The sequence below is a fragment of the Vibrio sp. 11986-1-5 genome, assembly GCF_963878025.1.
In the GTDB taxonomy this organism is placed as follows: Bacteria; Pseudomonadota; Gammaproteobacteria; order Enterobacterales; family Vibrionaceae; genus Vibrio; species Vibrio injensis.
On the sequence record NZ_CAWNVW010000011.1, the window covers coordinates 361,273 to 386,893 of the forward strand.

The following is a 25,621-nucleotide window of genomic DNA, read 5'->3' on the forward strand; positions in this document are numbered from 1 at the left end:
TTATGGATACTCCGTTTAACGTTCTATTCAGCGGAATATTAATCGTTTTTCTTTGGACAAGTGGCAAGCAGCTCGTGTTTACCGTTGTCTTTACGTTCTTCTAATTTGACTTCAAAACCCCATAGACGATGTAAATGTTTGAGCACCTCATCGTAGCTTGGATCGAGTGGAATTCGATCATGAGGCACATATTGCAGTGTTAATGAACGATCTCCACGAACGTCTACATTGTAAACTTGAATGTTGGGTTCTAAATTACTCAAGTTATATTGTGCCGCGAGCTTTTCACGAATTTGGCGATATCCCAACTCATCATGAATCGCACTAATTTCAATGAAGTTTTTATGATCATCATCAGAAATGGCGAATAATTTAAAGTCACGGATAAGCTTTGGTGACAAATATTGGCTAATAAAGCTCTCGTCTTTAAAGTTGCGCATTGCGAAGTGTACGGCATCCAGCCAATTGGTATCGACTAATTCAGGGAACCAGTGTCTATCTTCATCCGTTGGCTCTTCACAAATGCGCTTTATGTCTCGAAACATCGCAAACCCAAGCGCGTACGGGTTAATACCACTGTAGTAACGGCTGTTATACGCAGGCTGCATCACTACACTACTGTGGCTATGTAAAAATTCGAGCATAAACTTATCGGACAATAACCCTTCATCGTAAAGATGATTCAGAATTGTGTAATGCCAGAAAGTGGCCCAACCTTCATTCATGACTTGCGTTTGTTTTTGTGGGTAAAAATATTGGCTGATTTTACGCACGATACGCACGACTTCACGTTGCCAAGACTCTAGAAGGGGCGCATGTTTTTCAATGAAATACAAAATATTTTCTTGTGGTTCAGAAGGAAAACGTCGTTGCAACTCGGCTTCTTTGGCTTTCTTAGGCACGGTTCGCCACAAGGCATTCACCTGTGATTGTAAATAAGCTTCACGTTCTTCTTGGCGTGCTTTTTCTTCAGCAATCGAAATCTTTTCTGGTCGCTTATAACGATCGACGCCGTAGTTCATTAACGCATGGCATGAGTCCAATAATTGCTCGACTTCGGTCACCCCATATTTTTCTTCACATTTAGCTAAGTAGTTTTTAGCAAACAGTAGATAATCGATAATAGAACTGGCGTCAGTCCAGGTTTGAAATAAATAGTTGCCTTTAAAGAAGGAGTTATGTCCGTAACAGGCATGAGCCATGACCAAAGCCTGCATAGTGACGGTATTTTCTTCCATCAAGTAAGCAATACAGGGGTCTGAATTAATCACAATTTCATAGGCTAACCCCATTTGACCGTGCTTATAGTTTTTCTCAGTATGAATAAACTTTTTACCAAATGACCAATGGTTATAATTGATCGGCATGCCAATACTGGAATAGGCATCCATCATCTGTTCAGAAGTGATCACCTCAATTTGGTTGGGGTAGGTGTCTAAACGATAATGTTCGGCAACACGTTTAATTTCTTGGTGGTATTGATGCAAAAGATCAAAAGTCCAATCTGGACCATCAGCCAGACGTTTGTTTTTTTTCTTACGCTTTTGCGTGGTGGCTGTTTTGACTGTCATAGTCTTATCCCCTTATGCCGTTTCCTTATGGAATAGCTCCCTAAACACAGGGAAAATATCTTCAACACTACGAATGTTTTTCATAGCGAAGTGATCAAAGCTTTCAGATAGTTTTTCATACTCATGCCATAAGGTTTGATGAGAACGACGCGTAATTTCGATGTAAGCATAATACTGGCATTCAGGTAGGAGTTTATTCGCCAGTAACTCTTTACAGCGAGGCGAATCGTCAGCCCAGTTGTCGCCATCGGAGGCTTGTGCGCCATAAATATTCCACTCACCGAGAGGGTAACGTTGTTGAATAATGTCATGCATTAATTTTAATGCACTGGAAACAATGGTTCCGCCGGTTTCCTGTGAATAGAAAAACTCGTGTTCGTCCACTTCTTTGGCTTGGGTATGGTGGCGAATAAACACGACCTCAACATTTTCATAGGTGCGAGTTAAAAACAGATAGAGCAAGACATAAAAGCGTTTTGCGATATCTTTAGTAGGCTGATCCATTGACCCCGACACATCCATTAAGCAAAACATGACTGCTTGGCTAGAAGGGATCGGGCGTTTTTCATAATTTTTAAAACGTAAATCAAACGTATCGATAAACGGTACACGGTCTATTTTCCGGCGTAGTTCGTCTATTTCTTCTTTTAAACGTCTCTCTTCCAATAGTTGAGCTGGCTCAGAGTTGCGAATATTTTCCAGCTCTTGCTCAAGCTCATGCATAAGGCGCCGCTTGCCTGATGTCATCGCTGTGCGTCGGGCAAGCGATTGTTGTAAGGAGCGGACAATCGCAATGTTGGCGGGAACACCGGCGGTTTGGAAGCCTGCGCGGTGAGTTTTCCACTCTTTAATTTTGTTGACTTGATTTTTTTTCAGGTTAGGCAGTGCTAAGTCTTCGAACAAGATATCCAAGTATTCATCTTTAGATATTTGAAATACAAAATCGTCTTCGCCTTCACCATCTTGACTGGCGTCACCTTCGCCTGAACCACCACCTTGACCGCCTTTTGGACGCTCTACTTTGTCACCACGTATGTATTGATCATTACCAGGATGAACGCGTTCGCGAACACCGCCTTTTCCTTGATGGAAAATGGGTTCTTTAATATCTCGATGAGGAATCGCCACATCTTCACCTGACTCCGTATTGGTTATGGAGCGGCGATTAACCGCATCCGCAACGGACTCTTTAATTTGTTCTTTATAACGGCGTAAGAAGCGCTGCCGATTAACGGCGCTTTTGTTCTTGCCGTTCAACCTTCTGTCGATAAATTGCGCCATGAGATTCTCCCTCTAAACGTCACTCGATGAGTTCTAACTACTCATACGCTTTGGCCAGTTAGCCTCTGACCCAGAATCTTTGGGTCAGAGGATTAACCAAGGTTTTGCTAAGAGGATTTACGCACGCGTAAATACCATTCAGACAGTAAGCGAACTTGTTTCTCGGTATAGCCTTTCTCCATCATACGAGCGACAAAATCGTCGTGTTTTTTCTGATCTTCCGATGAGGTTTTGGCATTGAAAGAGATCACTGGCAGTAATTCTTCAGTATTAGAGAACATTTTTTTCTCAATAACCGTGCGCAGTTTTTCATAGCTCGTCCAAACTGGGTTTTTACCACTATTGTTAGCCCGAGCACGAAGTACAAAGTTAACGATTTCATTACGGAAATCTTTTGGATTGCTGATCCCGGCCGTTTTTTCGATCTTCTCTAGCTCACTGTTAAGGGCTGAGCGATCAAACAGTTGGCCGGTTTCTGGATCACGATACTCTTGATCTTGAATCCAGAAGTCAGCGTAAGTGACGTAACGGTCAAAAATATTCTGACCGTATTCAGAATAAGATTCTAAATAAGCGGTTTGAATTTCTTTGCCGATAAACTCGACATAACGCGGAACCAGATAGCCTTTGACAAACTCTAGGTAACGCTCGGCAACTTCTTGTGGAAATTGTTCGCGTTCAATCTGTTGTTCGATAACATAAAACAGGTGTACGGGGTTTGCAGCGACTTCTGATTGGTCAAAGTTGAATACTCGTGAGAGTATTTTAAAGGCAAAACGAGTCGAGAGACCGGACATGCCTTCATCAACGCCAGCGTAATCACGGTATTCTTGATAGCTTTTCGCTTTCGGATCAGTATCTTTCAGCGTTTCACCATCATAAACGCGCATCTTAGAGAAAATGGACGAGTTTTCTGGCACTTTTAATCGCGATAACACACTAAATTGGGCAAGTAATTCAAGCGTACTTGGTGCACGTGGTGCTTTGGTCAGTTCACTGTGCTCAAGTAGTTTCTCGTATATTTTGACCTCTTCAGAGACGCGCAGACAATAAGGTACCTTAACGATATAAACCCGATCTAAGAACGCTTCATTATTTTTATTATTACGGAACGTTTGCCACTCGGACTCGTTGGAGTGAGCGAGAATCATACCGTCAAAAGGTAGTGCAGAAAGCCCTTCGGTTCCGTTGTAGTTGCCTTCCTGAGTTGCAGTAAGTAGCGGGTGAAGCACCTTGATTGGCGCTTTAAACATTTCGACGAATTCCATCAACCCTTGGTTGGCTCGACAGAGTGCCCCAGAGTAGCTGTAGGCATCGGGATCATCTTGTGAATAGTGCTCTAGCTTACGGATATCCACTTTACCGACCAGCGATGAGATATCTTGGTTATTTTCATCGCCCGGTTCTGTTTTGGCAATCGCAATTTGGTCCAATATAGAAGGTCGTACTTTAACGACTTTAAACTTCGTGATATCACCGCCAAACTCATGCAGACGTTTTGCTGCCCAAGGTGACATGATGGAACGCAAATAGCGTTTTTCAATACCGTATTCTTGTTTAAGCAAGTCACCGTCTTCATTGACATCAAATAAGCAAAATGGGTGATCATTAACCGGACTACGTTGACCATTTGCTGATAATACGTAGATGGGACATTGCTGCATCAAGGCCTTTAGCTTTTCAGCAATCGATGACTTACCACCACCGACAGGACCGAGTAAATAAAGAATTTGTTTACGTTCTTCTAAGCCTTGCGCTGCATGCTTAAGATAAGAAACAATTTGCTCAATCGCTTCTTCCATGCCGTAGAAGTCTTGGAACGGTTTATAACGAGAAATGACTCGGTTAGAAAAGAGCCGACTCAAACGAGGATCTTTGCCAGTGTCGACCAATTCAGGTTGGCCAATGGCGAGCAGTAAGCGTTCTGCCGCGTTTGCATAAGCGCTTTTGTCTTCCTTACAGAGATCCAAAAACGTTTGAATCGATATCTCTTCATCCTTGGCTGCTTCATAGCGTGCCTGAAAGTGGTTAAAAATACTCATGGTAGTTCCCCTCTAAAAATGTCTCTTCGACATACAACCGCTTAAACACACAAATCCCTAATACGTTAAGCCTAGATCGCAATTGATGATTTTGCTTAAAGATTATGTATTTATTTACAAATCGTGACGTAAATTACGTCTCTGGCCAAGAGGTATTGTGCTGATGAATTGTTGCTATCAATCTTATTCTTACCAACAGAGCAAAGTGGTGAAAAGTGATTGAACAACAAAGATTGTTTCTCTTAAGGGGAACTTCTATGATGGTTATCTTTGCAACATAATCGATAAAATAGGTGAGGAATGAGAGATTCGATAGTGAAAACCATTAGCGGGTTAACGATGCTATTTACACCTTGGTACGTTAACGCTGAGATATCTCAATGGTCAGTGGGTGCTGCTGCTGCCTATTCGCCCGCCGTTTATAAAGATACGCCTTCCAACCGTACCGTGATACCAATAATTGGTTACGAAGGCGAGCATCTATTTTTTCGTGGTTTTGATGCTGGATACCGCCTGTTGCCGATTCGTTCTCAGCAAAACCTAATCTTGCGATTGGCTTATGATCCTCGCACACTACAGCCTAATGATTCTGATGACCCACAGATACGTCAGCTCAATAAACGTAAGTCAACGATTTTAGGGGGAGTGAGTTATCAGCACCGTACGGCAGTGGGATTATGGGAGGCAACTATTGGCTCGGATATCGCTGGACGACATGATGGTGTTTATGCGGAAGTGGCTTGGCGCTTCCCATTGCGTTTTGCACGTTGGGGCATTACGCCTTCGGTGGGTTATGCTTATAATTCTGATAAGCTCAATAACCATTTTTATGGTGTGTCAGCTCAAGAGTCGCTGAGCAGTGGCTTAGAACAATACAATGCTGGCTGGAGTGGGCAGTACTTTATTAGCGCGATGGTTTATTGGTCCGTTTCTCAACACGTTAGAGTATCAGGCGGTCTTCGCTATACCAATCTCGATAGTGATATCTCGTCAAGCCCTGTGATTGGTCGAGATTCATCAGTGGCCAGTACACTCGGTGTCGTCTATCTATTTTAATTGATAAGAATGCGGTTATTTCAGAGCACATTTATGTTGAACAGTGTCATGTGATTGACGGCAACGATGGTTAGTGCAGAGATAGCTCAATCCACTCTCTCCGCACTGGTGGTAAAGATTAAGCGTTAATAATTTTGTTGAGTTCGTTAGCTGATAAGTGATATTGCCTTGGGCAATTTCGCCATGTGGTCAACATGCGTCGGTATTTTTCACCCATAGCTACTTGGCTATTGAAGTGATGCTCACCACGTTCAAATTGCGGATATAAACCTTCAGTATTGATTAGAAAACGCACGTAGTTGACCAGTTGAGCTTCAGAGGCACTATCATAACCAAGAAAATTTAAGCGGCGAGCATCAACGTCATTACTCAATTTGCTATCGAGCATTTTGTATGACTCTTGCATGGCATGATACATTTCCATGACATCGATTACTTCTCGGCATTGTGCTTCAGAAATTGCACCAAATTCTTTATTGAGTTCGGTCATTTGTAACTCATAACCTCGTTCAATAATTGTTTGTAGCCGTTTATATTGCTCGGCGTTGGCCGGATCAAGCTGGGACATTAAAACGTATTGATTTGATAGGATCAGACGTTGTGCATTAGTCATTTCCATTATTGACCTCACTGTAATCGATGTTGGTATTCCCTTCCTACCTGAACTGCCAAGTATTTTGGGGATAAATTTGCTTAAGATTAGGTTAACAGCAATGGGGGATTGTGAAACATGATCTCAACACAGATTTAATCTTAACCGAGTAAATTATCGACAATTCTAGCACGTTTATTTCTCAGTCGTTAGGTACTGGGCAGGAGAGTCGATATACGAGCTGGGGAAATAAAAAGCAAAACACCAGCCATGTGCTGGTGTTGGATTTGTAGAAGGGAAGCCTAGTATTTTACGTTGTGATGATATTGCTTTAGAATATCAACAATCTTATCCATGGTTTCTTTACTTGGCGGATTGACACCTTCTAAAGGATAAGTTTCTCCCATCGCTTCCCATTTATGAGCGCCTAATTTGTGGTAAGGCAATAACTCAATTTTTTCAATGTTATCCATGTCTTGAATAAATTGTCCGAGTAAATGGGCGGATTCTTCATCGTCAGTATAACCGGGCACAACGACATAACGTAGCCAAGTCGCTTTGCCAATCGTATGTAGGTAGCGTGCAAAATCTAACGTACGTTTATTGGATACTCCGATTAAGTCTTGATGGACATCATCTTTGATTTGTTTAATATCCAGTAACACTAAATCAGTGACATCCAATACTTCATCAATCACTGGGGTGTATTTGCGGATATATCCGTTGGTATCAAGGCAAGTATGGATTCCTTCGGCTTTAGCCGCACGGAAGACATCACGGACAAATTCAGGTTGCAACATAGATTCACCACCGGAGCAGGTGATCCCACCGCCAGAGGCATTCATAAAATGTCGATAAGATTTCGCTTCTTTGATGATCTCTTCTACAGAGACCTCTTTACCTGAATGAGTATCCCAAGTGTCGCGGTTGTGACAATACTTACAACGAAATAAGCAACCTTGCAGAAAGAGGATAAATCGAATACCGGGGCCATCAACTGTACCGCAAGACTCAAATGAATGGATACGACCAGTAGTAGACATAAGTTGCTCTCATTTGCTGAATTTACCGACTATTTTATTACAAAAGGTAGGGTTTAAATAGGACTTCTTCGGATAAGTTAGCTGCTATTGGATGAGTTTTGTACTGATGATACGGTGTTAAAGTCCCAAAGAGGATTAAGCTCAGTAAGGGGAAGCTCAATCCTCAATCAGTGAGAGTGACTATCTTAATTTAGAAAAAGGCAAATAAAGACAGTGCTCCAGTGCCGTGGGTGCGGTGTTTACTTTCTTTATAATCGGCATTACTAGTGGTCAACGTAAAACTGGCTCCAACATAGGGGCCGTACCAGACCGCGCCAAGGACGGCAGTTGCTTGTAAAGGTTCTAGCGTCACTTGGTATGCACTGGGGGGAAGTGCTAATCCATCTAAAGGTCTGTCCCCTTCAATGGTTAAGTCATTAAATCGATAACGTGCTTCGAGGCCTGCGAACACGAACCAAGCGGAGCGAGATGCACCGATCATACCCGCACGAAAAGGAGTTTCACTATCAATTTGCGCACTACCAAAGTTAGCCGCTAAATCACTTCCCCAGCGCAGCATCATACCTGAGGAAATATCGCTGCGAAAATTACCTACGTTCACTTCGCCAATCGCAGACAGTTCCCAAGCATAATGTGGGTCATAGGCGGTGCGATAAAGATTGAAGTGACTAAGATAACCAATACTACCAGCAACTTTATCATCGATTTGGTAATCCCAACCGTTTGGATCACCAGATTTGGTGATGCTGTGAACGATTTTTTGCGCTTGTTCGGATAACGCACTATCTCCAGTGGTACCTATCGTGAGATTAAATCGTTGTGCTTGCTGGGGATGTAAACTGATGTAATTAAACTCGCTGTGTAAAAATCCAGCATAAGGACGTTCGTTCGGTGCAGGGGTATATTGCTCAATATCAGAAGGCGTCCACATTTTATGACCAATCATTATCTCCCATTTATCAATACTTGATGCTCCCCAGATTGAAAGGCTGAATGGCTTGGCAAACCAATAGGGGGTAATCGGTCTTGAGGTATAGGAAAGAAAAAGCCCGCTAGTGTATTCCCTATCCATGCCATAAACACCGTCATTATCGACTTTGAGGGAAAGGGTCGATTGGGTGGATGACCACACAAATGGAGCAAAAAGAATCAGCGGGAGTATGCGTAGTAATGTTAAAGCCATACGTTTTTCGTTGTCCGTAGTAAACATAAGATTAGGTCAGAGATGGGCATGCCTATCATTCAGATCCATTAGGCTCTAGTGTAACGCTTATTTTTCAGTAGGTAAGCAGATTTTTTTCATCTGATGATGGAGGATGTGATATTACAACGATTTATACTATGTAAAAGAAAACCTCGCTCAGAGAGCGAGGTTTTTGAGCAATATCGAGGGTCTGAATAACTTATAGTGATTCAGTGAACGTACGCGCGATAACGTCTTGTTGTTGCTCAGTCGTTAATGAGTTAAAGCGTACCGCATAGCCAGACACACGAATGGTCAACTGTGGGTACTTCTCTGGATGTTTAACTGCATCAAGTAACGTATCACGGTTAAGCACATTAACGTTCAAATGCTGACCGCCTTCAATGCCTGACTCATGGTGGAAGTAACCATCCATCAAACCAGCAAGGTTGGCGCGTTGTGCATCTTGATCTTTACCTAGTGCATTTGGCACGATAGAGAAGGTGTAAGAAATCCCATCTTTTGCATCAGCGAATGGTAGTTTACCAACCGAAGTCAATGAGGCAACTGCACCTTTTTCGTCACGACCATGCATTGGGTTTGCACCTGGTGCAAATGGCGCGCCAGCACGACGGCCGTCTGGTGTATTACCGGTTTTCTTACCATAAACCACATTAGAGGTGATGGTTAAGATAGACTGAGTTGGGATCGCATTGCGGTAAGTTTTCAGTTTACGAATTTTGTTCATAAACACAGAAACCAGTTCGCAAGCGATATCATCAACGCGTGAGTCATTGTTACCAAATTTAGGGTAATCACCTTCGATTTCGAAATCGATAGCAATACCATCTTCATCACGAATCGGTTTCACTTTCGCGTATTTCACAGCAGACAATGAGTCAGCCGCAACAGACAGGCCAGCAATACCACAAGCCATAGTACGACGTACATCGCGGTCATGCAGCGCCATCAATGCGGCTTCATAGCTGTACTTATCGTGCATGTAGTGGATAGCGTTCAATGAGGTGACATATTGTTTGGCTAACCAATCCATGAAGTGGTCCATCTTGTCCCACAGCTCATCATAGTCAAGATACTCACCAGTGATCTTGTCCATTTTAGGGCCAACTTGGATTTTCAGTTTCTCATCGACACCACCGTTGATGGTGTAAAGCATGGTTTTCGCTAAGTTAGCACGAGCACCGAAGAACTGCATTTGTTTACCAACGATCATTGGTGATACGCAACAAGCAATAGCGTAGTCATCAGATTCCATATCTGGACGCATCAAGTCATCATTCTCGTACTGAATCGATGAAGTATCGATCGAGACTTTAGCGCAGAAACGTTTGAAACCATCAGGTAATTTCTCAGACCAAAGCACAGTGATGTTTGGCTCTGGAGATGGTCCCATAGTGTATAGGCTGTTTAGGAAACGGAAGTTAGTACGAGTAACTAGTGTACGTCCGTCAAGACCCATACCACCCATAGACTCGGTTGCCCAGATTGGATCACCAGAGAAGAGTTCATCGTATTCAGGGGTACGAAGGAAGCGAACCATACGTAGTTTCATCACGAAGTGGTCAATCATCTCTTGAGCTTGAGCTTCAGTGATTTTACCTGCTTTCATATCACGTTCGATATAGACGTCAAGGAACGTAGAGGTACGACCTAGAGACATCGCTGCGCCGTTTTGAGATTTAACCGCAGCAAGGTAACCAAAGTAAGTCCACTGAATGGCTTCTTGCGCGGTCTCTGCTGGGCGAGAGATATCGCAACCGTATTTTGCTGCCATTTTTTTCATCTGGCCAAGCGCGCGGTGTTGCTCAGCAATCTCTTCACGAAGCTGCATGGTCATTTGCAGATCTTCGCCGTTTTCGAATTTCTCTTGCAGCGAAGTAAATTGAGCAAGTTTATCTTGCATCAAGAAATCAATACCGTATAGCGCAACGCGGCGATAGTCACCGATGATACGACCACGGCCATAAGCATCAGGAAGACCCGTCAATACGCCAGATTTACGACAAGCAAGAATTTCTGGAGTGTAGATATCGAATACGCCTGCATTGTGCGTTTTACGGTACTCGGTGTAGATTTTTTTAACTTGAGGATCAAGCTCACGATCGTAGGCTTTGCATGAGCTTTCAACCATACGGATACCACCGTTAGGGATCAGCGCGCGCTTAAGTGGCTTTTCAGTTTGAAGACCAACGATAGTTTCTAGATCTTTGTTAATGTAACCTGCATCGTGAGCAGTGATGGTAGAGATAACGGAAGTGTCAAAATCAACAGGCGCATGAGTTGCGTTTTCCTGTTTAATGCCTTCCATTACTTGTGCCCAAAGCTTATTGGTTGCTTCAGTGCCTTCAGAAACTAGGAAAGATTCATCGCCTTCATAAGGGGTGTAGTTCTTCTGAATAAAATCGCGAACGTTAACTTCGTTTTGCCAATCACCTGCAGCAAAACCTTCCCAAGCTTTAGCAAATTGCTCTGCCATGACATACCTACCTTTATATAGTAGAAAAAACACGTACTGTTTCGCCGTTGAGCCAGCTATCTTGTGTCACACAAGAGGCAGTACACTCTATGAATAACCTTATTTATCGTTAAACCAATATACTCATCTGTTTGAGTATAAATAGGATTACTCGTTCCCTTTAATAACCAATGTAAGCTAAAAAAAAATTGCAAACCTTAAACTAAATCAATAAAACTTCAAAAATTCAGATAAAGTTTGGGTAGTGTTTACACACTACCCAAGGTACTACCAAGACTTGTGAATCATTGTAGACTCAATTTCGGTATCTTGCTTAATGTAGCCACGCCTTAAGACCGTATTGACTCTCAAGCATACCGACCGCCAGCATCGCGACTAAACAGATAATTAATACCCCACAAGGAATGATGATTTTATCGATGAAAGATAAGCGTGAGGCGCGTTCTTTATCGCCGATAAAACCATTATTATCCAAAAACATGGTCAATGCCCAAGCCAAGACAGGGTTGACGACCGCAGAACCAAAAATACAGATCCCCGCTGCCTGTGCATCTTTGGTATTTCTGACCATTTGCATGCCCGCTTCCAGTAGTGGAAGAAATACGCCGACTAATAGTGCAATACGCATAACGGGTGGCCATACCGCAACATCCATTGGAAAGCCAAGAATCGCGACGATAATGCACAATGAACCCAATAAAATCGCGCCTGCTGGGATCGGACGTTTCGCGATGGCTGCCGGGATCATATAAGTCCCCCAAGATGACGTAATGTTACCCCCACCAACAGCAGTACCCACCATTTGGCGAACCGAGCACATGGTCATAGTGTCATCCACATCCATCAAGACTTTTTCTGTTTTACGCGGATAGTTAAGCTCTTGGAAAATTCGATGGCCCAAGAAATCTGGTGACCACATTGCCACAGCAAGAATGGCGAAAGGCAGCGAAGCAATAAAGTGCTCTAAGTTAGGTAAACCAAGCATCCAGCCTTGTTCGGTTGAGCCCCACCAGTAAACAGGATTTAAATTTGGTAGCCCCATTTCCGTTTGAAAGGTTAAATCAAAGCCAGCACCGAGTGCCAAGGCAATCATTAAACCAGAAAAAGCACAGATAGGGATCGCTAACCAGCGTTTACCGTATTTAGCTAAAAGTGCATAGATAACAATGTTAATGCCTAATACGATTAAACCGATATAACCAAGGCTCCCCGCTTCGTTAGTTGCAGATGCCAAACTGGTTGCCCAGGTCTGAATGGAGCCAATTTGACTCATCGCGCCGGTAAAACCGAGGAAGATTAATAGTCCGCCAGCGGTGCCTTCCGATGTCAGGTTGACCAGCTTAGAGCCACCTTTAAAGTAGCTGAGTAATAGGCCAAATACCCCCAATAAAATGGCTAAAGCAAGTGGGTGAGCACCTGCCAGGGCGATGGTAGCAATGAGGGGGATCATTGGTCCGTGGTTGCCAGCAAGGTTAGCGCGTGGATTAAAAAATCCAGAAGAAAGAATACAGAACAAAAGCGCGGGGATCAGCATTTCAACCCGAGCGACCTCAATAGCAAACTCTTTACCCAGTTCGATATGATCCCAAGCAGCGGTTAATCCTTCTGCCCAAGACATCATTACCGCTGAGTACATGGCAATAATACCAATCGTTCCAGCGAGAGCTGGGACCAAATCTTCCCATTCAAAGCGAAAATCACGACCAGGCAAATTCAACGCGAAGCGACGAGGCTTCATGATTTGCAGTTCATGGTCTAGATAATCGGAGCGGCTAGCAAACTCAGATGATGGACGATGCAGTTCTTGATAACTCTTCGTCTCGATGTCTGAACGCTCTTGATTGATGACGTCTGACATAGATTCCTCATATTAATAAAGTTAATAATTCTGGTTGAATTCAATGTAACTGGCGATTGGGAAAGCGATTATTTGCGTAGAGATAACGTTAGTTTTGTTATGCCATTGTGTTAACTAACATTATGACTATAGAGCATTATTAATCTTTTTATTTGTTGGCGAGTTTAACGTACTAATCGACGAGGATGATTGATCTTGATCACTTTAAGATATTATATGAAATAAAACTACATAAAATCCCAAAAATCAGCCACATAGTGCCTACTTGTTTGAAATGTTTTTACACAAAATAGAATTTGCAACAAAGCGCAAAATCATGGGTGCGACGCTTCGAGACGATCTTTTCGTCGGGGGCGTAGTATTAAAAATCAGCTCATCATTAAAGGAAACCTGTTAACAAAGAGGGATTCAGGACACAAAAAACGCTCTTTGTTAACAAAAAACATACTTATTTATATGAATGGCTTTCGCTGCTTGTGGTTTTTTATGTCTTAAATGTTACTGTTTGACGGTTTTATTTGACTTTAAATGCGAATTTTTAAAATAAAAATCCAAATTACCTTTAGTTAACAATTTGTTGCGCACTCGCAATTTGAATGCTAGTTTGTACCAAAAATGAGCAGGATTGCTCAGTGTTGATTTATGACAGGGAGTGAAAGCGCATGAATGATGTACCCGCGCTGGATATAAAAAACCTCCACAAAGCCTTTGGACAAAATGAGGTGTTAAAAGGTATCTCATTACAAGCTCACAAAGGGGATGTGATTTCGATTATTGGTTCATCGGGATCAGGAAAAAGTACCTTTTTACGCTGTATTAATCTTCTGGAAATACCGACTTCCGGTGAAATTTGGGTGAACAATGAATTAATCCAAATGAAAACCAATCGACAAGGCGCATCGTCACCGGTCAGTGAGAAGCAGGTTCAACGAATTCGTTCGCGCCTTGCCATGGTCTTTCAAGGGTTTAATCTCTGGTCACATATGACGGTATTAGAAAATGTAATTGAAGCTCCCATTCATGTTTTGGGGTTCGGTAAAGATCAAGCCATCGCGAGTGCAGAAAAACTGCTCAAAAAAGTTGGGTTATATGAACGCCGTGATTATTACCCTGGTCATTTATCTGGCGGTCAGCAGCAACGCGCAGCGATTGCTCGAGCTTTAGCCGTTGAACCAGAAGTATTACTGTTTGATGAACCCACATCGGCATTAGACCCCGAACTGGTTGGGGAAGTGCTAGGGGTAATGAAAGACTTGGCGCAAGAAGGCCGAACCATGTTGGTTGTCACCCATGAAATGGCCTTTGCACGAGATGTTTCTAATCATGTGCTGTTTTTGCATCAAGGTGTGGTTGAAGAGCAGGGCGATCCTCGCCAATTGTTTACTCAACCCAATTCTCCTCGATTAAAGCAATTTATCTCATCGATTTATTAACGCTGAGGCTGTCGCGCTACCTTGGCTAAGCCCTTGGTTTTAACAGTAACTCAGATAGGGATTTCAACGTGTTATATCGTCACTGTTTCTTAAGCCTTCTTGAGGAGAAAAAGAGCAGGGCAACCATACCATCACAGGAGTAGTGAAATGAAAAAGTGGTTATTAATCGTAGCGATAGCAGCCTCAGCATTGTCGGGTATTGCGCAAGCGAAAGAATGGAAAACAGTGCGTTTTGGTATCGAAGGTGCTTATCCTCCTTTTAGTTGGACTGAGGCGGATGGTTCATTACGTGGGTTTGATGTGGATATGGCGAATGCGCTTTGTGCTGAAATGCAAGTGGAATGCGTGATTATTCCACAAGATTGGGATGGCATCATTCCGTCACTATTAGCTCGTCGTTACGATGCCATTATTGCGGCGATGTCGATTACTGAAGAGCGTAAAAAGCGTGTTGATTTTACAAAAAAATATGCGCAAATCCCGAATCGTTTCATTGCTAAAAAGGACGCTAATCTTGATTTTACGCCAGAAGGCCTAAAAGGAGTACGCATCGGTGTTCAACGAGCCACCACGCATGATAAATACCTAACCGATAACTATGGTCGTTCAGTCAATATCGTTCGATATGGATCATTTGATGATGCGTATCTTGATTTAGCGAATGGACGAATTGCTGCAGTATTGGGCGATGCTTCTGCGCTTGAAGAAGGGATGCTTAATCGACCAGGAGGCGACGGTTATGAGTTTGTCGGACCTTCATTAACCGATCCTAAATGGTTTGGAGAAGGGATGGGGATCGCAGTTCGTAAACAAGATAAAGCCCTAACCGAACAACTTAACCGTGCGATAGCGTCGCTGCGAGAAAAAGGCATTTATCAACAAATCGCGGCACAATACTTTAGTTATGATGTTTATGGTGAGTAACCACGAAAACCTATGCAATTGGGGGGTGAATTCGCCCCCATATTTTGAGCAAGGAAGGCGTAAATGCTCGATCTTCAAGGATATGAAATAGCTATTTTGCAAGGCGCGTGGCTGACGATTCAAGTGGCATTATGGTCACTGTTATTAGCGATGATACTGGGCATGCTCGGTGCATTAGCTAAGCTAGCGCCATACCGTTTTGCAAGAAGTATTGCCACGTTGTACACCACGGTAGTCAGAGGTATCCCCGATTTAGTCTTAATGATGCTGATTTTTTTTGGTGGGCAAATCTTATTAAATAACAGTTTATTTGCCATCAATGAATGGCTTAATTCACTCTTATTATCGCGCAATCCCGATCATCGCTGGATCTCTTATCTACCGGACTATATCAATGTCAGCCCATTTATTGCAGGAGTGTTGACGATAGGATTCATCTTTGGGGCTTACATGGCAGAAACCTTTCGCGGCGCGATGATGGCGGTCGATAAAGGTCAGCTAGAGGCGGCTAAAGCGTATGGTATGAGCGGGTTGCTCACTTTTCGCCGAATTCTGTTGCCACAGATGATACGACATGCACTACCTGGTTTTGGTAATAACTGGTTAGTCTTGTTAAAAACCACTGCATTGGTCTCGATCATTGGTTTAGAGGACATGGTTCGAGTCAGTTCATTAGCCGCCGGTTCAACGCAAATGCCTTTTACTTTCTATTTATCTGTTGCCTTGATTTTCCTATTTTTCACCAGCGTTTCCACCGGATTACTAAAGTGGGTTGAGCGTAAATTTACTATCCAAACGAGGTAGCGATGGATTTTTCAGTCATTTTACAAAGCTTACCTCTGTATTTTTCTGGGTTATGGACCACAGTTTGGCTGGTAGGGTTATCTTTAGTGATCGGCTTGGTTGTGGCTATTCCCTTAGCGATTGCTCGAAATAATTCGCTGTGGGTGATATGGATGCCCGCTTGGTGCTATATCTATTTCTTGCGTGGCACTCCACTGTTAGTGCAACTGTATTTGATCTATTACGGCATGGATCAATTCTTCCCAGTAAAAGATACCTGGTGGGAACATGCTTGGTTCTGTGCTTTGGTTGCCTTTATTTTAAACACTTCCGCTTATACTGCCGAGATTATCCGTGGCGCTATTAATGGTCTATCGAAAGGAGAAATCGAAGCGGCAAAAGCTTATGGCATGAGTCCATGGTTGACCTATCGGCGGATCATTTTACCCAGTGCATTACGTCGGGCGCTCCCTGCGTACAGTAATGAGGTCATTTTTATGCTGCACGGCAGCGCGGTGGCTGGCATTGTGACGATACTTGATCTTACGGGGACAGCTCGTTTAGTCAGCTCTCGCTACTATGCCCCTTTTGAAGCGTTTTTAGTCGCTGGACTGTTTTATTTATTGCTGACATTTTTGATTCTATGGTGCTTCAAGTGCGCCGAAAAGCGTTTCTTGGCTTATTTAAGGCCGATCAGTTAGCGCTAAATAAACGCTGATATAGGCTTTTCGTCGATCAGATGCTCTACTATCAGAGGGTAATTTACTCGGTGACTGTTCATAGCAAGTCACCGAGTAAATGATTAATTACGCTTAAATACTGCCCAAATCGGCGCATGATCAGAGGGCTTGTCAATCGCTCGTAGTGGATAATCAATATCGGATTCAACACAGTCTACAGCGAGTGAAGGTGTCGCGAGAATGGTATCAATACGCAGGCCACGGTTATCATCAAATCCTCTAGAGCGGTAATCAAACCACGAAAATTTATCTTCAACGCTGGGATGAAGTTTACGGAAAGTGTCCTCTAATCCCCAATCCAGTAAGCGTTGTAGCCATTGACGCTCTTCCGGTTGGAAAGAGCATTTCCCTGTTTTTAACCAACGTTGACGGTTCACTTCACCAATACCAATGTCTAAATCGATAGGACTGATGTTGATGTCACCCATCACAATGATCGCTTCATCTGGTGTGTGATAGTCAGTGAGATAATTCATTAAATCTTGATAAAATTGACGCTTATAAGGGAACTTGGTTTCGTGATGAATATTATCTCCTTGTGGGAAATAACCGTTCAATACCGTTACTTTATCGCCATTCTCATCAAGAAATGTGCCGATAATCATTCGTTTTTGGTGGTCGTCATTGTCCGTCGGAAAGCCTTTTTGAATCGCTAGCGGCGGCTGTTTACACAATAATGCAACGCCGTAATGGGCTTTTTGACCATGAAAATAGACGTGATAACCCATCGCCTCTACCGCTTGGACAGGAAAAGCTTCATCGTGTACTTTGATTTCTTGTAAACCAATAATATCGGGTTGATGTTTATCGATCAGGGCTTGCAGTTGATGCAGTCGTGCGCGCAATCCATTGATATTAAAACTGACAATTTTCATTTCTCTTCCTTTAATTTACTTTCAAGGTCGCGTTTTACGTAATCGAGAGCGAGTAAGGCAGTGCGTGGATCCACCTGATTCGATTCGAGAAGATAGATAAGATCGACGGCCAACTTAATTTCATCGGGCGCATCATCTAAAGTTGGGAGAGGGGGCATATCTCGTTCTCATCGTTCTATTGTGAGCCGTTATTCTGCAGGTTAATCAGTTGCGCTTCAATGATCGCTTTCGCTTGTTGGCAACGGTTAAGACGCTGTTTGGCTAAAGATAGGGCTTGTTGTGCCTGTGGATAGTAGCGTGCTGAGGTTTGTTCAAGTTGATATTGTCGATTAAGTACCAGCGTCAATAGACGCTGTTCCCATCGTTGATGCTGGATTAACTGTTCGGCTAATTGAGATTCACTCATATCCTTAGCTAAAGTAAGACGTTCGCTGTCTAGCCCATCGCGTTGCAAAGTATTCTCCCATTCGTCAACCACGCGTTGCAACGCCTCTAATTGAGTACATAAACGATCGCTTAGGTGTTGTACTTGCACTAGGTTGGGATTAGATTCACAGCAAGTTTGGCTCAACTGAGAGAGCGTGTGTTGTGTTTCATGTACACATGACTTCAAGGAGTATACGTTTTTCTTAAACAATTGACTGTCGAACCAGCGCCTTGCCTGATGACGATATTGTTGGTCGATAAGTTCGCTATAACACATTAAGCGTTGCAGTCGTTTAGTCGCCGATCCTAACCGGTCATCGTTAGTGATAGGTTTACGGTGAGTCAATCGTTTAGAGCGAGCAGGGAATAACGGTTTCACCATGGTTATTCAATAATTCTTTGAAAGGGGGGAAGCGCATCCAAAAGTGCTTTACCGTAGCGTTTAGAAACGATACGTCGGTCAAGCAGGACTACTCGGCCAGAATCACTTTCTTTACGCAATAATCGCCCCACGGCTTGAATTAATTTTTTACTCGCCTCAGGGACACTAATTTGCAAGAAGGGATTACCCCCGCGTTGCTGAATATATTCAGCATGGGCTTGTTCAACGGGAGAACTAGGCACAGCAAAAGGAATTTTGGTTATGATGACGTTTTGTAAAAGTTCACCCGGAAGGTCCAGTCCTTCCGAAAAGCTACCAGTACCAAAAAGGATGCTGGTTTTACCGCATTGCACGAGCATTTTATGTTTATTGAGCAGTTCAGTTCTGGATGTTGTACCTTGCATTTGCCAATCCCAAGCTTTTTTTAGAAATTTTTTGCTGATTTTTTGCTCAACTTCTTTCATTTGCCAGTAAGAAGCAAACAGGACCAAATTGGCTTGATTAGGGACAATGTACTGATGAATCTTTTCGACGAGATGATCGGTATATTGTGCCGCTTGCGGCTCATAATCCATCTTAGGGATCAATAGCTTGGCTTGGTTTTGATAATCAAACGGCGACGATAAGGCTAAAAATCGTACGCCATCTTCTGGCTTTTCACTGATCCCGGCCTGACGACAAAAGAAACTGAATGAATTTAAGGCTCGCATCGTCGCAGAAACCAAAATGGCCCCAACACAGCGACTCCAAATTTTTTGATCCAACTGCCAACCAATTTCAAGAGGTGAGACATTAACAATATAGTCGCCTTCTCGTTCATTATGGATTGCTAACCAGCGCGCGAGAGGGGCTCCTTTTTCTCGTTTAGGCTCAGCCATTAATTGCCAAACTTGGGCGAGTTTTTCTAAACGTTGTAAGAAGAAACCTAATTCGGCGAGAACAGGCTCAGCTAAACGGCTGGTCAGTTCACCGTCTTTGACACGTTCGGCGATTAAATCCGTAATTTTGCTCACGGTTTGGTTGGCTTTTTGAGAATGCAGCTTAAGTTCTTTGGCTTGTTCTTCAAGCCAGCTAGGCAGTTCACCATGTTCAAATCGCAGCACATTCTCTTCAAAAGCGCTGGCATCAAACTGATTTGGTAGTTGATTGAGGAGCGGGATCAGTTGTTGCAAGGCGTTACGGGCTTCATTTTCAAAGCGTGCGACTCGTTTGGCATCCGCTAGCGATATCGCGCGCGCGAGCGCTTGATTGAGCTTTTCTAACCAACTAACGCTGCCTTTCATACTGGCTGAGGCTGAGGCATGTTCACGAGCGACATGAGGCAGATGGTGCGCTTCGTCAAACACATAAATGGTATTTTCTGGTTCAGGAAGAATCACACCGCCACCTAAATCGGCATCGGCCATCACCAAGCTGTGATTGGCGATAATGACATCGGCTTTATCCATTTCTGAGCGAGCTTTTTGAAAAGGACAATCTCGATGAGTGGCGAAGCTACCATTACAACTGTGTTTATCACTGACAATAGTTGACCACACTAAATCAGAGATAGAGCTTGGCCAACTGTCTCTATCACCATCCCATTGACCGTTTTTTAGCTGTTGATAAAGCGTCTGCAACTGTTCAGTGTCTTTTGCTGTTGGTTTACTCTCAAACATCGCTAACTGATTGTTATCGTGACCACAAGCCACCGCCAATTTTTCGGTGCAGCAATAACGTTGTCGGCCTTTGGCGATCAGTATAGAAAAGTTTTGATCGGTGATGCGGCGATACAGTGGCAAATCTTTGTGCATCAACTGTTCTTGTAAAGCAACGGTTGCGGTGGATATCACCACTTTACGTTGATTAAGTAGTGCAACGGGTATAGCGGCCATTAAATAAGAGAGTGATTTACCAATCCCAGTTCCTGCTTCTGCAACGATCATGCGGGTTGAAGCGTGATATTGACCACAGAGTGTTTTGGCAATTTCTGCGACCAGAAAATTTTGTGCGCGCCGAGGGATAAAATTATCCAACTGATGGTGCAGGTTTTGGTAACTGGTACGAATGGATTGTTGAATTTTTGTGGTTAACATAACTGGACCTAAGTAGCAGGAGCAGGATAGTAACACAGCTTTTTGGATGAGCGGTGGGGAATTTTGTTGGATGAAATCGAAAACTTTGCCGCCATGAGTCCGATAATTGCCTGCTTTTAAATCAATTCTAGATCTTGCTCACAAAAAAAAACTGAACCTTCATACACTTAAGATGTTCAAGATGCATTTTAGTTTTTAATGCTTTTTGTTTTCTTAAATTTGGCCTACTAATCTGAAAGTAAACTTTAATTTAGATTTAAATTCTAATTATTGGTGTGTTGTTAAACTATTTAACATTTATTATTAATTATATTTTCCACCTTCAATGCTTATTAATAGAGTGGGATTTAGATTTAACTTGTTGTTATTTAATGGTTTATTTTGTTTTTATAAATATTTTTTTTCATATTTGACATGCGCCGTATTCTTTTGCAATCTAAAGCTCGAATTTAGTGGCGATGGTAACTAACCGCAGAGTTAGCCGACCATCTTCTAAAACTAAGGGAACCGAAACGGAATTCCCATACTAAGAAAAGGCAGTGGATTATTATGAAAAAAACTCTAGTCGCACTACTGGTTGCCTCAGCAGCAACGTCAGTAAACGCAGCAGATATCTACAAATCAGACGACGTAACTGTTGATTTCTACGGTCAACTTCGTCAGCACGTTGAGTTTACAAACAAAAAAGACGCAAACGGTAACAGTGTCGATCCTAAAATCGACCAAGGTTCTTCACGTGTCGGTGTAAACCTCACTTACAAAGCCCTTGAAGAAGGTTTGGACGTTGTTGCTAAAGTTGAGTACCGTGTTGGTGAAAGCTGGGAATTGCGTCAGCACTACATCGGTATGAGTTCAGAGTACGGTGTAATGACCTACGGTAAACATATCCCAATCTATGATGATGTTTACGGTGCTGAATATTCGTACCATTATGGTTTGGCGCCATATCGTGGTGGTCTGGATACTAAAGAAAACTTTTGGCAAAGCAGTGCAATTAAATACCAATTGGATCTAGACAATAGCTGGGTGAAAGCACAATACAACCTAGCTGAGAATAACACCAATGCTGAGTTGTTCGAGATCTACGCTGGTACCACTTATGATTCATGGGCTCTGCATATTGGTGGCGCTTCGATGACTGACAAAGTTGGCGTGAAAAATGTTGAGTCTACTTACTTTGAAGCGACAGCTGAGTACCTACTAGGTAAAGGTAAAGTTGGTTTTACTTATGCTTATAACGAAGATAAGAACAAACTGACTGATGGTAAAGTGAAATCTAACGGTTTCCATCTAGGTGCTAAGTACGAAGTTGCTCCAAAAACCTCGCTTTACGGTGGTGCGCAATTTATCGACGGTAAGAACGATGAAGCAGACATTACTAACCTATATCTAGGTGCTGAGTACATGTTTGCTAAATGGGCACGTACTTATGTTGAATACGGTTTCAACGATACTGACGACGTGAAAAACGTAAGCAGCCTTGCTATTGGTGCTCGTGTTTACTGGTAATTCATAACGTTATCGTTACTATAAGCCCAGCTATGCTGGGCTTTTTTATGTTTTATGGGAGAAACTATCGTAATGACGACTTATATCAATCTAATCTGGCGTGGATGCTTACTGGCTTGCAGTATGGTTAGTCTGGCTCATGCTCAAGTACAATTAGTGGTGCCTGAGGCGATTAACTTATCCGTCGTCAATTTAGAAAAACCGCGGCTCGAAGGTGGGTTATTTAGTAGCAATAAAACGCTGGTTTTGCCTAATGGGACGCATCAAATCGCTTTTCGTTACTCCCAGCCATTTGTGAATCGCGATACGGTAGAGACGGTCAGCAGTGAATTAGTCATCGTGCGCTTTAATGCTGAAAATCAAGAGCTAACATTTCAGGTGCCCGATTATCGCAACGCCCAGCAAGCACGAAGAGAGATTGATCAGTTTACTTGGCAATTGATTGATACTAACAACCAACGACCAATTGAACAGACCAGTGACATTATCGCTATCAGCGGTTTTGTACTTGGACAAAATTTTATTGATAGTGTGATGGAATACAATAAACAATCCGGTAAAGCGTCAATTAGCATGAGTTATCTGACAGTAGATAATCACGCAAAAACGACGCCGAATGATTCTCAGCTGCTTCAGCCTATCGCCGATGAAGACTCTCTTGTCAGTCAATTGCAACAGCTCTATTTGCAAGCGAATCAGCAGCAGAAAGCCATCTTTCGTCAATGGATCGATCAGCAAGAGTAATTGGGAAGACTAAAAACAGTTTACCCACAGCATTGCTTGAATTTTTTACCGCTCTCGCAAGGGCATGGTTCATTACGTCCGACTTTATGGTGTTTTGGAAAGGTGCCGTCAATGTAGAACCACTGCTGATTTTCCCTCACAAAACGTGATTGTTCTTCTAAGCAAAGCGTTTGCTTCTGATCAACAAAGAAGGCTTTAAAGTGCACAAAACCTTCGTTAGGATCTCTCCCCAACCAGGTTCGTATGATTTCTAATCCTGTCCATTGGCTATTGATCGAATCTGTGATCGCCTCGCGCTGAAGATCGGCGTGGCAAGAAGAATGGTAGGTATTGATGACAAAATCGACTAAGCCTAATACATGGGCACTATAGCGAGCTCGCATTAATTGCTCTGGAGTCTGTGCATCAGTAGGATCTGAATGAATCGGTTGGCAGCATTTGGCGTATTCAACTTGACGTTGGCAGTAACAGATATCCATAAAATAAAACCATCATAAGAAAAATTGTGGAGGAAGTTTAGGGATAACCAAGATAGCTGTCTACTGATGGCTATTAAACAAATCCGCAGTCCAATGAACGGCTTGATAATAACAATCACTGATGGTCTGTTCAGGTAATGAGAGCTGGTGAGCAAGGTCGTTCACGGTTTGCCACTCAGCTTGTTCATACGCTTTAATCAGTTGCAGTACCTTACCTAACTGACCGGCCCCTGAAACAATCGCGTCTTTGACCTGCTGCTCAATCGGCATCTCTTCAACAATATCTGCTAAGGGTTGATCGAGTAAGCCATCAATCAGTGAGAACATTCCTGTTAGAAAAGCATTACCTGATTGGTCGGCATTGGCAATATTGAGAGACAATAATTCACAATAACGAGCTCGCTGAATGGATAAACCATATAGTGCATCAGGCTTATCTTTATGAGTGGAGGCAATCGCGACTAAAGAGACAAAGCGACGTAATCTTGTCTCACCTAGATAAACTAGGGCTTGTTTAAAGGAGCGTATTTTTGAGCTCACCATGGCCGAAGAATTGACAAAGGTCAGTAATTTATACGAGAGCGTCAAATCTTTACTGATTAATCTTCCTAACTCTTGATAGTTAATCTCTTCCTTGGCAATTTCTTTGCAGAGTTGCACGATGGTTAAAAATGCGGGTTCCAGTGCTTTTCGTTGAATTAACGCTGGCTGACTAAAGAAATAACCTTGAAAGTATTCAAATCCAGCTTGCTTTGCTGACTCAAATTCTTGATAGGTTTCAACTTTTTCGGCTAGAAATTGTATGTTGTGTTTTTGATATTGCTTAATAAATAAGCGAGCTTTTTCGATAGGAACGGTATGAATATCAAATTTTATAATGTGGGTATGAGGCAAAAAAGCTACCCACTCTTTACTGGGTACAAAATCATCGAGGGCAATAGTATAACCGAGCTTTTTGAGCTCAATGATCGCCTTAAGCAGTTCCTCGGTGGGTGTACAGCCTTCCAGTACCTCGACAACCAAGTTACTGGAAGGAAATAGGGTAGGTACGAGGTTAATTAAGCTTTGATAAGGAAAATTAACAAACTCCCATAATTTTCCGGCACGATATTGTACTGACCAAAAGTGGTCCGATAACAATCGACTGGTGGCAAGTTCGGCATCGATTTGTGGGAAGGTATTGTTAGGACCATCACGAAACAGTAGTTCATAACCGACCGTGTTACGCTCTCGATCTAAAATCGGTTGCCTTGCAATATAGGAGTACTTCAATAGGACGCCCTTCTTAGTTATCTATCGCCTTAATGTACCACCATTAATAGTAGTACGTCTGTTAAGCTAACCCAATGGATGTTATTTAAAAGCGTTTTTATGTTCGAAAAGCTAATCAACTTTTGGTGATAAAAGGGATTGTTTCTAAAGCATAGCCTTGTGGAGAATAGCGTAGTACCGATCCTTGATGATGCCAATCGCCAAGAACGATCCGGATTTTTGTCTCTTCGTTATCGATATGATGAATGGCTGGTCGATGGGTATGACCATGGATCATCAGCGCCACTTGATGTTTGTTCATTACATTGACCACCTCGCTAGGGGTGACATCCATGATCTCCATGGCTTTATGGACTTTATCGCTGCGAATATCGGTTTGTACACGGCGAACAATACGTTTTTTTAGGCAATAAGGTAATCGGTTAAATATCCATTGTAGCCAAGGTTGATGGACTTTTTCACGGTAGGCTAAATAACGAACATCTTCGGTGCATAGGGTATCACCATGTAATACCACCGCAGATGTGCCATACAAGTTAATCCGTGCCTCTTGCTCAAGTAACATCACACCCGTGTCTTTCGCAAAACGTTTACCGACCAAAAAGTCGCGATTACCATGGATGAAGTAACACGGTACGCCAGCAGACGTCAGTTGCTGAAATTCTTGCTTAATTTGTCGACTAAAAGGGGTCGGGTCATCATCTCCGATCCAGAAGTCGAATAAATCGCCCAATACATACAAAGCATCGGCTTGGGTCGCATCATTACGCATGAACTGAATAAAGCAATCCGTAATATCGGGACGTGAAGGGGTAAGATGAAGATCTGAGATAAATAATGTGTACATAAGGCCGTT

General features: G+C 42.8%; 22 protein-coding genes. 7 read left to right on the forward strand and 15 right to left on the reverse strand.

Features of this window, described 5'->3' with window-relative positions; all coding sequences use genetic code 11:
- Positions 1–38: 38 nt before the first annotated feature.
- The 3 genes from AACS00_RS04630 to AACS00_RS04640 all read right to left on the reverse strand — a co-directional run bounded on the left by AACS00_RS04630 (position 39) and on the right by AACS00_RS04640 (position 4,894).
- Complete coding sequence (locus AACS00_RS04630) at positions 39–1,571, reverse strand: SpoVR family protein (RefSeq protein ID WP_072669692.1); 1,533 nt, start codon at positions 1,569–1,571, stop codon at positions 39–41.
- Between the two features lie 12 nt (positions 1,572–1,583).
- Positions 1,584–2,852 carry a YeaH/YhbH family protein gene (locus AACS00_RS04635; RefSeq protein ID WP_072669691.1) on the reverse strand — a complete coding sequence of 423 codons (1,269 nt, stop codon included), beginning with the start codon at positions 2,850–2,852 and terminating at the stop codon, positions 1,584–1,586.
- Between the two features lie 107 nt (positions 2,853–2,959).
- The gene (locus AACS00_RS04640; RefSeq protein WP_004394936.1) at positions 2,960–4,894 is read right to left on the reverse strand and encodes a PrkA family serine protein kinase; all 1,935 of its coding nucleotides are present in this window, start codon (positions 4,892–4,894) and stop codon (positions 2,960–2,962) included.
- A gap of 300 nt (positions 4,895–5,194) precedes the next feature.
- Between AACS00_RS04640 and AACS00_RS04645 the strand changes: the two genes are divergently transcribed.
- Positions 5,195–5,950 carry a MipA/OmpV family protein gene (locus AACS00_RS04645; RefSeq protein ID WP_072669690.1) on the forward strand — a complete coding sequence of 252 codons (756 nt, stop codon included), beginning with the start codon at positions 5,195–5,197 and terminating at the stop codon, positions 5,948–5,950.
- Between the two features lie 118 nt (positions 5,951–6,068).
- On the opposite strand, the gene AACS00_RS04650 is transcribed toward AACS00_RS04645, so the two are convergent.
- From AACS00_RS04650 to AACS00_RS04670, 5 genes are all read right to left on the reverse strand, one after another.
- Positions 6,069–6,569: a YfbU family protein gene (locus AACS00_RS04650; RefSeq protein WP_110166646.1), complete on the reverse strand. Its 501-nt coding sequence runs from the start codon at positions 6,567–6,569 to the stop codon at positions 6,069–6,071.
- Positions 6,570–6,844: 275 nt separating this feature from the next.
- Entirely contained in the window at positions 6,845–7,585 is a 741-nt protein-coding gene (gene pflA, locus AACS00_RS04655) for a pyruvate formate lyase 1-activating protein (protein ID WP_110166647.1), read from the reverse strand.
- A 190-nt stretch (positions 7,586–7,775) separates the two neighbouring features.
- Positions 7,776–8,768 (reverse strand): lipid A deacylase LpxR family protein, encoded by a 993-nt coding sequence (locus AACS00_RS04660; protein ID WP_110166648.1) that lies wholly within the window; start codon positions 8,766–8,768, stop codon positions 7,776–7,778.
- Between the two features lie 220 nt (positions 8,769–8,988).
- Positions 8,989–11,265: a formate C-acetyltransferase gene (gene pflB / locus AACS00_RS04665; protein WP_110166649.1), complete on the reverse strand. Its 2,277-nt coding sequence runs from the start codon at positions 11,263–11,265 to the stop codon at positions 8,989–8,991.
- Positions 11,266–11,578: 313 nt separating this feature from the next.
- Positions 11,579–13,123 (reverse strand): DUF3360 family protein, encoded by a 1,545-nt coding sequence (locus AACS00_RS04670; protein WP_110166650.1) that lies wholly within the window; start codon positions 13,121–13,123, stop codon positions 11,579–11,581.
- 662 nt (positions 13,124–13,785) lie between these two features.
- On the opposite strand from AACS00_RS04670, the gene AACS00_RS04675 reads away from it, so the two are divergent.
- From AACS00_RS04675 to AACS00_RS04690, 4 genes are all read left to right on the forward strand, one after another.
- Positions 13,786–14,556 carry an ABC transporter ATP-binding protein gene (locus AACS00_RS04675; RefSeq protein WP_110166651.1) on the forward strand — a complete coding sequence of 257 codons (771 nt, stop codon included), beginning with the start codon at positions 13,786–13,788 and terminating at the stop codon, positions 14,554–14,556.
- Between the two features lie 147 nt (positions 14,557–14,703).
- A complete protein-coding gene (locus AACS00_RS04680) occupies positions 14,704–15,480 on the forward strand; it encodes an ABC transporter substrate-binding protein (protein ID WP_004394944.1) in 777 nt (258 codons plus the stop codon).
- Positions 15,481–15,543: 63 nt separating this feature from the next.
- Positions 15,544–16,284 carry an ABC transporter permease gene (locus AACS00_RS04685; protein WP_072669684.1) on the forward strand — a complete coding sequence of 247 codons (741 nt, stop codon included), beginning with the start codon at positions 15,544–15,546 and terminating at the stop codon, positions 16,282–16,284.
- A 2-nt stretch (positions 16,285–16,286) separates the two neighbouring features.
- A complete protein-coding gene (locus AACS00_RS04690; protein WP_072669683.1) occupies positions 16,287–16,964 on the forward strand; it encodes an ABC transporter permease in 678 nt (225 codons plus the stop codon).
- Positions 16,965–17,065: 101 nt separating this feature from the next.
- Here AACS00_RS04690 and xthA read toward each other — a convergent pair whose 3' ends face one another.
- Genes xthA through dinG form a run of 4 tightly spaced genes read right to left on the reverse strand, consistent with a single transcriptional unit; the run spans position 17,066 to position 20,761 of the window.
- The gene (gene xthA, locus AACS00_RS04695; protein ID WP_072669682.1) at positions 17,066–17,878 is read right to left on the reverse strand and encodes an exodeoxyribonuclease III; all 813 of its coding nucleotides are present in this window, start codon (positions 17,876–17,878) and stop codon (positions 17,066–17,068) included.
- Positions 17,875–18,036 carry a pleiotropic regulatory protein RsmS gene (gene rsmS / locus AACS00_RS04700; RefSeq protein WP_110166652.1) on the reverse strand — a complete coding sequence of 54 codons (162 nt, stop codon included), beginning with the start codon at positions 18,034–18,036 and terminating at the stop codon, positions 17,875–17,877. The genes xthA and rsmS overlap by 4 nt, the downstream gene beginning before the upstream one ends.
- Before the next feature lie 17 nt (positions 18,037–18,053).
- Positions 18,054–18,686, reverse strand: a complete 633-nt coding sequence (gene priC, locus AACS00_RS04705) for a primosomal replication protein PriC (RefSeq protein ID WP_110166653.1) — start codon at positions 18,684–18,686, stop codon at positions 18,054–18,056.
- Between the two features lie 2 nt (positions 18,687–18,688).
- Complete coding sequence (gene dinG, locus AACS00_RS04710; RefSeq protein WP_110166654.1) at positions 18,689–20,761, reverse strand: ATP-dependent DNA helicase DinG; 2,073 nt, start codon at positions 20,759–20,761, stop codon at positions 18,689–18,691.
- 549 nt (positions 20,762–21,310) lie between these two features.
- Between dinG and AACS00_RS04715 the strand changes: the two genes are divergently transcribed.
- Positions 21,311–22,270, forward strand: coding sequence for a porin (locus AACS00_RS04715; protein ID WP_110166655.1), 960 nt, complete (start codon positions 21,311–21,313; stop codon positions 22,268–22,270).
- 72 nt (positions 22,271–22,342) lie between these two features.
- On the forward strand, positions 22,343–23,014 hold the full coding sequence (locus AACS00_RS04720) for a DUF2057 family protein (protein ID WP_181397461.1): 672 nt from the start codon (positions 22,343–22,345) through the stop codon (positions 23,012–23,014).
- A 20-nt stretch (positions 23,015–23,034) separates the two neighbouring features.
- On the opposite strand, the gene AACS00_RS04725 is transcribed toward AACS00_RS04720, so the two are convergent.
- The 3 genes from AACS00_RS04725 to lpxH form a co-directional block, all read right to left on the reverse strand.
- Positions 23,035–23,493, reverse strand: coding sequence for a YchJ family protein (locus tag AACS00_RS04725; protein WP_110166657.1), 459 nt, complete (start codon positions 23,491–23,493; stop codon positions 23,035–23,037).
- Between the two features lie 60 nt (positions 23,494–23,553).
- Positions 23,554–24,765, reverse strand: a complete 1,212-nt coding sequence (locus AACS00_RS04730) for an EAL and HDOD domain-containing protein (protein ID WP_110166658.1) — start codon at positions 24,763–24,765, stop codon at positions 23,554–23,556.
- A gap of 115 nt (positions 24,766–24,880) precedes the next feature.
- Positions 24,881–25,612 (reverse strand): UDP-2,3-diacylglucosamine diphosphatase, encoded by a 732-nt coding sequence (gene lpxH / locus AACS00_RS04735; RefSeq protein ID WP_110166659.1) that lies wholly within the window; start codon positions 25,610–25,612, stop codon positions 24,881–24,883.
- Positions 25,613–25,621: the final 9 nt, after the last annotated feature.